8 protein-coding genes are annotated in these 7,575 nt (G+C 68.9%); 4 read left to right on the forward strand and 4 right to left on the reverse strand.

Going from position 1 to position 7,575, the window contains the following annotated elements:
* Positions 1 to 55: 55 nt before the first annotated feature.
* Positions 56 to 250 (reverse strand): ferredoxin, encoded by a 195-nt coding sequence (locus tag CED_RS05505; protein WP_023840904.1) that lies wholly within the window; start codon positions 248 to 250, stop codon positions 56 to 58.
* 43 nt (positions 251 to 293) lie between these two features.
* Positions 294 to 1,493 (reverse strand): cytochrome P450, encoded by a 1,200-nt coding sequence (locus tag CED_RS05510; RefSeq protein ID WP_035730327.1) that lies wholly within the window; start codon positions 1,491 to 1,493, stop codon positions 294 to 296.
* A 558-nt stretch (positions 1,494 to 2,051) separates the two neighbouring features.
* Here CED_RS05510 and CED_RS05515 point away from each other — a divergent pair.
* The 3 genes from CED_RS05515 (at position 2,052) to CED_RS05525 (ending at position 4,507) form a co-directional block, all read left to right on the forward strand.
* Entirely contained in the window at positions 2,052 to 2,300 is a 249-nt protein-coding gene (locus CED_RS05515; RefSeq protein ID WP_011436037.1) for a hypothetical protein, read from the forward strand.
* A gap of 304 nt (positions 2,301 to 2,604) precedes the next feature.
* Positions 2,605 to 2,865: a hypothetical protein gene (locus CED_RS05520; RefSeq protein WP_011436036.1), complete on the forward strand. Its 261-nt coding sequence runs from the start codon at positions 2,605 to 2,607 to the stop codon at positions 2,863 to 2,865.
* Positions 2,866 to 3,013: 148 nt separating this feature from the next.
* The gene (locus CED_RS05525; protein WP_035908951.1) at positions 3,014 to 4,507 is read left to right on the forward strand and encodes a hypothetical protein; all 1,494 of its coding nucleotides are present in this window, start codon (positions 3,014 to 3,016) and stop codon (positions 4,505 to 4,507) included.
* Between the two features lie 54 nt (positions 4,508 to 4,561).
* Here the strand turns inward: CED_RS05525 and CED_RS05530 are convergent, their stop codons facing one another.
* Together CED_RS05530 and CED_RS05535 are read right to left on the reverse strand one after the other, a co-directional pair.
* Positions 4,562 to 6,451: an ABC transporter ATP-binding protein gene (locus CED_RS05530; RefSeq protein ID WP_235186911.1), complete on the reverse strand. Its 1,890-nt coding sequence runs from the start codon at positions 6,449 to 6,451 to the stop codon at positions 4,562 to 4,564.
* A 233-nt stretch (positions 6,452 to 6,684) separates the two neighbouring features.
* A complete protein-coding gene (locus tag CED_RS05535) occupies positions 6,685 to 7,359 on the reverse strand; it encodes a DUF308 domain-containing protein (protein ID WP_235186898.1) in 675 nt (224 codons plus the stop codon).
* Between the two features lie 17 nt (positions 7,360 to 7,376).
* Between CED_RS05535 and CED_RS25030 the strand changes: the two genes are divergently transcribed.
* Positions 7,377 to 7,575: hypothetical protein (locus CED_RS25030; RefSeq protein WP_235186899.1), on the forward strand; the 199-nt coding region annotated here is incomplete at its 3' end.

The raw sequence follows: 7,575 nt of genomic DNA on the forward strand, positions 1-7,575 counted from the left end.
ATGGCTTCACCAGCAACTGCACCGCGTGACGCCCGCCGGGCGGCCGACCCGTTCGTCAGTCGTCCAGCACGCGCAGCGCCTTCGACGGACACAGCGCGACCGATCGGCGCACAGCGTCCAGCCGACCGGCGGCGACCTCTTCGATCAGGGTGACGACGAGGCCGTCGTCACCCTGATCGAAGACCTCCGGCGCGGTCATCACGCACATCCCAGCGCCGACACAGACGGCGCGATCAGCGACAATCTTCATGCGACACCCTCCTGTTCCGCCCTCTTCCACCAGGGACCGGGTCTCACCAGGTGACCGGGAGTGCGTGCAGCCCGTGTACGACATGATGGGCACGGAACGCGACCTGTTCGTAGGGCACGGCCAGCGCGAGATCGGGGAAGCGTCGCAGCAGCGCGGGGAACGCGATGCGCATCTCCATCCGGGCCAGCGGCGCTCCCAGGCAGTGGTGCACGCCGTGGCCGAAAGCGACGTGGCCGGGAGCGCCACGGGTGATGTCGAGCCGGTCCGGATCCCCGACGAGAGCCGGGTCTCGGTTGGCCGCGGGTAGCGCCAGGAGCAGTTGTTCGCCCGCCGGGATGCGGTGACCGGCGATCTCCACCTCGGTCGTCGTCGTGCGGGGCACACCGGAGGGCACGATGGACAGCCACCGCAGCAGTTCCTCGACGGCGGGCTCGACCTGGGCCGGATCGTCGCGGACCATGGCGAGCTGGTCGGGATGGCGCAGCAGCGCCAGGGTGCCGAGGGCAAGCATGTTCGACGTCGTCTCGTGCCCGGCGACCAGCAGCAGCGAGGCGATGCCGACCAGCTCGGCGGTGCTCAGTTCGTCGCCGTGCTCGCGCACCAGCATGCCCAGCAGGTCCTCGCCCGGGGCGGCCTGCGCCCGCGTGACCAGCCCGGCCATGTACGCACGGGCCTCGCGCTGCAGGGCCAGCCGCTGCTCGATCGGCAACGAGGCGTCGATCTGCCGGCGGGTGCGCTGCTGGAACTCCGCGCGGNCGGAATACGGCACCCCCAGCAACTCGCAGATCACCAGCGACGGCACCGGAAGCGCGAAGGTCGCGACCAGATCGGCAGGCCGGCCGGCCCGTTCCACCTCGTCGAGCGCCGCGTCGACGATGTCCCGGATCCGCGGCTCCAACCCGCGCATCCGGCGCACGGTGAACTCCGGGGTGAGCATCCGGCGCAGCCGGGTGTGATCTGGCGGATCGAACGCGAGCATCTGCCCCGCCCGCAGTTCGGCGATTTCCTCATCACTCAGGACGGGACCGCCAGGACCTACGACCCACTGATTGACGTTGCTGAACCTGCCCGGATCCGCGAGTATCTCGCGGACGTCCTCGTACCGGCTGACCAGATACGCGGGTATCCCGAACACGGTGACAACGCGGCAGACGCCGTCGGTGTCCCGGATCCGGACGAGTTCCTCGATCGGATCGAACTGCGCTCGCCGTATATGCAGCGGAACTATCGGTGCCGCGGCCATCGCCTGTCCACCCTTCGTCGTTCACGCGGGACCTCGGACACCGACGACGCTACCATCCACGCGAAAAATTGCTGTCGTTTGAACGGACCGCATCCGGATATCCACCGCCGAAGATAGCCCCGAGGAAGAGAACATCCATCAACAAGTGGATCGGCATTGTTCGACACGTCAGTATTATTTTATATTTTTTGACAAAATTCACCATAGTTCAATATTGTCTACCATTTTTGATTTCCCATCTATCGCCATCGGGAAAAATGCCATGGTGAATCATCCGTAGAGAATCGGCCTTCCCCACGCCAGGCTCGCGCCCGGGCGCGGATGATGATCCGACCACCCGCCGAGTGGGCCTGGACCGGTCAGATCGACCGAGGACAAGATCCGTGTTGCGGAGGGTAACCGCGGCTCCTACAGTTCGGTAGTACCACCGGATGCCGCGGAATCCGCGCCCTCCGGTGAGTTCTGACCCCGCCCCGCGCCGGCCGATTCCTCGCCACCGGCCGGTGCCCACATCCTGCGTCATGACGGGTACCGAGCGACACACAGGGGAGCCAGAAGATGAGGGACCGCAGGGAGACAGACGTCGTCGAGCTGGCGCAAGAACACGCGGAGCTGCTGCCCGAGCGCATGACCCTGGCGGCGATCGAGATAAACCGCACCGAGTTCGACCCCACCTTCTACCCGGTCGGCTCGCCGGGCAGCAACAATGCCCAAATCGATAATCATCCGGAGCCGCAGACCGCCTACAGCGACGGAGCGTTCGTCAAGACCATCGCCAACAGCTGGAACCGCATCGAGCAGTGGTGAACTCCGGAACGATTCTGCTCCTCACGCCGGTCTCCCCGGCCGGGTAACCGCACCCGACCACGTTCTCCCGAGGTCGCCAAGGGCACCGTGCACCCGCGGCCACCGGCCGGCCGACTATCCTTCGGCCGGCCGGAAGGCATGCCCTCGCCTCGGTCAGGCCGATCCGAGAAGGCCAGCCGAAGTTTCGACCGACGCTGGCACGACCGTGACACACCTTGTGCAGGTGCTGGCCACCAGGTTGAGCGGTGGCTAGCGTTCCCACCGCCCGAATATCCGAGGCAACTCAGATCGGTGGGAAACAAGGATGAACGATATCACGGGCAACTGCGCCGGCGAGCTGAATGGAGAACTGTTCTTGGAATGGGCGGAACTACTACCCGAACGGACGACTCTCGCCGCGGTCGAGATCGGTCGGAAGGAGTTTGACCCAACCTTCTTTCCGGTCGGCTCCCCCTGGTCGAAAATGGCACAGATCGACGCTCATGCGGAGCCGCAGGTCGCCGGTGGATTCCTGCCCATTCTCATCACACTGGTACCGAGCATCAACATCATCATACAGAAATAACACCGACCGCTTTACCGCTTTACCGCTTTACCGCTACGACCGACAGATACACCGCCGGATTCCTCCGGGGTGGTCACCCGGCCGGCCGCCGGTCGACGGACCGGCGGCCGGCTTCCCGCCAGTTCATGACAATGAGGATGGGACGCAGATGACCGAGTCCACCCGGTCGTCCACCCGGCCGACAACGATGCCGCCGGTGCCTTCCAAACCGGACCGGACGCCCGACCTCACCGATATCACCGGCGTCACCGATATCACCGGCGTCACCGGCGTCACCGATCCGACGGGCGTTCCCGGGCCGACCGAGGTACCCGCCAGACCGAGCCGGGCCGACGGCCTGGCGCTACTCGGCGAGTTCACCGGGTCGGGCCTGGCCCGACCCGTCTTCCTGGCCCGCCGCGCCGACGGTCAGGTCGTCGCACTCACCGAACTGCTCGCGCACATCCTCGAAGCGGCGGACGGCGCCCGCGACGTCGCCGCGATTGCCGACCGGGTCACGGTGGTCTGCGCCCGCCGGATGAGTGGCGCCGACGTCGCGTACCTCGTAGCGGATCGGCTCATGCCACTCGGCCTGATCGCCAGCGAGAACGGCGTCACCCCGGCACCACGGGCGAAGGCGCTGTTCACACTCGCAGCCCGGCACACCCTGCTACCCGCGCCGGCCGTGCACCGGGTCAGCCGGGTGTTCGCGATGCTGTTCCGGCCAGCGGCCGTGGCCCTGCTGCTGGCCCTGCTGGTGGTCACCGACGTGTGGACGTTCGGCCGGCACAGCGTCCGAGACAGCGCGGCGGAGGTGCTCGCGACCCCGGCGCTGATCCTGGTGGTGGTCGGCCTGGCCCTCGCCGGCGCACTGTTCCACGAATGCGGGCACGCCGCGGCCTGCCACTACGGCGGTGCCCGCCCGGGAGTCATCGGTTTCGGCATGTACCTGGTGTGGCCGGCCTTCTTCACCGACGTCACCGACTCCTACCGGCTGAGCCGGCTCGGCCGGCTGCGCACCGACCTCGGCGGCATCTATTTCAACGGACTGTTCGTTCTGCTGCNCGCCGGGGCTCTCGCGCTCACCCACGCCGGTGTGCTGGTGACCGCCGTCGTCCTTGTCCACCTGGATGCCATGCGCCAGCTTGCGCCCTTCGTCCGGCTCGACGGCTACTACATCGTCAGCGACCTGGCCGGGGTACCGGACCTGTTCAACCGGATGGGGCCGGCGCTACGCGCGACGCTGCCACGGCGGCGCAACCGCGTCCCGCGCGGGCGGCCTGCCCGATCAGCAGGACGGAGCCGACCGGACGGGCTGACCCCGCCGGACATCCGAAGCCGACCGGACGGGCTGACCCGGCCGGCCCGGATCGTGGTGACCGCCTGGGCGCTGCTCGCGGCGCCGCTGATCCTGGTGAACCTGGTCGTGCTCATGGTCTCGGTTCCGTTCGTGCTTACCCGGACGACCCGGGCCATGTGGGACTATCTCGGGCTGGCGGGCCGGGCGACCCGTGACGGGAAGCTGGTCACCGCATTCGCGGAGGTCGTCTCCGCGCTGCTGGTCGCGCTGCCGGCCGGCGGGATGCTGTTCGTGCTGTTCCTGCTCGCCCGGGGCGTGCTACGGGCGGTCCGGGCGCACCGGGAAGGCTGCCGACGCGGGTAACGGCCTCCCGCCGGCCAGCTCGCGACGGCACCACCACCGACAGCCCCCACCCGATCAGACGACGGTGGGCCGGTAGAGGCGGGCGNAGGNGCCNCCNNCGGCGNGCAGCTCGCTGTGCGTGCCGTCCTCGACGATCTGGCCGTGGTCCATCACGTAGATGCGGTCGGCGTCAATCACCGTGGACAGCCGGTGCGCGATCACCAGGCACGTCCGCCCCACCGCGAGCCGGTCCAGGGCGGTGCGCACGGCGGCCTCGGAGACGGTGTCCAGCGCCGAGGTCGCCTCGTCCAGCACCAGCACCCGTGGTGACTGCAGCAGGACCCGGGCGATGGCCAACCGCTGCCGCTCACCACCGGACAACCGGTAGCCCCGGGCGCCGACCCGGGTCGCCAGGCCCTCGGGCAGCCGGTCGAGCAGGGCGGAGAGGCTGGCGGCNGCCNNGNNGGCACGCAGCTCGTCGTCGGTTGCGTCCAACCGGCCGTAACGGAGGTTCGCCGCGATCGTGTCATGGAACAGATGCGGGTCCTGAGGGACGACGCCGATCATCGTGTGCAGACTATCCGGCGGGATGTCGTCGAGGGGANCCCCGCCGAGACGGATGCCGCCGCGCCGCGGCCGGTGCATGCCGCTGGCCAGATAGGTGATGGTCGTCTTGCCGGCCCCGCTGGCCCCGACGATCGCCGTCGTCGTCCCCGCGGCGACTTTCAGGGTCACCCCGCGCAGGTTCCACGTCGGGTCGTCGTCCGGCCAGTCGCCGTCCGGCCGGTCCTCGGCCGTGGCAAGATCGTAAGAGAACCATACGTCGTCGAACGTCAGATCGAGTCCCCGGCCGGCATCGACTCCCCAGCGAGCGGCGGCCGGCACCGGTTCCGTCCCGGACCGCGGTGCGCGGGGGACGGTCAGCGCGGGGGCCCGGGCCCCTTCGAACCTCAGGCGTACCTCGTCCTGCGGGACGTCAAGCAGGGAGAAGATCCGCCGGAAGGACGCGCCCGCACCCGCGAGCTCCGCACGCAGGTTGACAGCGGACGACAGTGGTCCGAAGGCCACCAGCAACGCGCCGCCCAGGGCTGCGACCGTCCCGAGCGTGATGCGACCGCTGGAGACCAGCCAGGCCCCCAGCGCCAGCACCGCCGTCATCGTCGCGATAATCCCGAGGTTGACCAGGAACCGGACCCGCGACATCAGCCGGGCCTGATCCTCGGCGGCGGCGAGCAGCTCGGCGCCCGCCGCGTCGAAGCGGGTCTGCTCGTAGTCGACCCGGTCGAACAGCCGCACGTGCAGCGCCCCGGAGACCGACGAGGTGTCGGCGACCTGGACCATGAGCAGACCGTCGAGCTCCCGCTGGCGGATGGACAGCGCGGCGAGCCGCCGCCGGCCCGAGCGGACGATCAGCAGCGTGGCCGGCGCGAAGACCATCACCGCCAGGCTCAGACGCCAGTCCAGCACGAAGACGACGATCGAGCCGACGACGATGTCCGCGATCCGGCAGACCACCGCCTGCACGGTGGCGGAAATCGCGTTCTGGGCGTTCAGGACGTCGGTGGACATCACCGTCATCACCTCCCCCTGCTGGCTGCGGGGAAAGAAGGCGAAGGGCAGGCGCTGCAGGTGAGCGTTCACCGTCTGACGGATCCGCACGGAGACAACGCCGCCGAGCCGAGCGATGAGCGCCATGCGCACCGAAAGCACGCTCGACTCGAACACCAGCACCGCGCACAGCAGCAGAACGGGGACGACGAGGTCACGCACCTGGCCGGTGGGCAACGACGTGTCGATGAGATGGCGCAGGACGAACGGCCCGACGGCGACGGCGGCCGAACCGAGAACGGACAGCCCGACGAGGACCGCGACGACCCGGCCCTGGTCGGCGAAGAACCGGACGCTGCGCCGCGCCTCGGGCGCGCCGGTCAACCGCGCGAGCGCACGCGCATGCAAGCGGATCACCCACGACGGGACGGGCAGCGACTCACGGATCACGCCGCCGAGGCTATGCCGACGCGCGCCGAGGCGGCGAAGAGCCTCCCGCGGAGCACAACCCTGACGCCCCACCGCCCCACCGCCCTGACGCGCGTCGGGGCGGTGGGGCGGTGGGGCGTCAGGGTCAGACCGACCGCGGTGGCGGAAGCCGATGGGCCGGGAAGAAACCGGGGCCGGGATCCGGGGACCACCCGGGATCGTCAACGGTTCCCGGACACGGGTCGTTGGACGCGCCCCTCCTCCAGCCGCCTGCCTTCCACCGCGCCGGCGCCGAAGCCGGGAATCGCCAGGCCCTCCAGCGAGGCGGGCGGTCGGGAAACGCCCCGCAGCCGGAACCCCATGGCAATCTTGGTCAGCCCGATCGCCAGGGCCGTGAGGCCCACCCACAGGGCCAGCAGCGGCAACGAGACCCGCTGGGAACCCACCACCCAGAACGCCGCCCCGATCTCCAACGCACCGACGATCAGCGGCATCCACCACTGGGCCGGGGTGGGGCGGCCCTCCGCCGCGGTGGCGTACTGCCCGGCCGCGGCCTGCTGCTCAGTCCGTCGGGCGACGAACGAGTTGACGACGTCGTAGAGACCCTTGATCAAAAAGAACCAGGCCGCGATCCGGCCCACTGCCTTGACCGTGGGATCCGGCCAGACCAGCGCCACCACCCCGCCGGCCACGAACAGCACCGCGAGCAGCGCATGGGACCAGCGCCAGTCCCGGGCCGTCGCCGCCGCCGCCAGCAACTCACTCACCGCACCGAGGAGCAGGACGATCCCGAGAAGCACGGCGATCGACCATACCGTGGTCAGATCGAACTGCGGAATGGCCAGCGCGAACAGGGCAAAAGCTGCTCCAACGGCGAGAAAACCAAACCAGGGCACATTTGTGGATCTTTCATGTGTACGACGATCTGAGGCAGTTATGTCGCTCACGATCCTATTCTCCCCTCGTCGGTCACCGATACAAGGACCTTGCCGTCAGCTGGCGCTCGACATCACAGGTCAACAAGCTGATGCCCGCCACCCGGCGAACCACGCTTATCCGCTGGACATCATTCCGAACCGACGACGACGCCATATCGCCCGCGGCGTTACTCA

The organism is Frankia sp. CeD, from assembly GCF_000732115.1.
GTDB classification, from domain to species: domain Bacteria; phylum Actinomycetota; class Actinomycetes; order Frankiales; family Frankiaceae; genus Frankia; species Frankia casuarinae.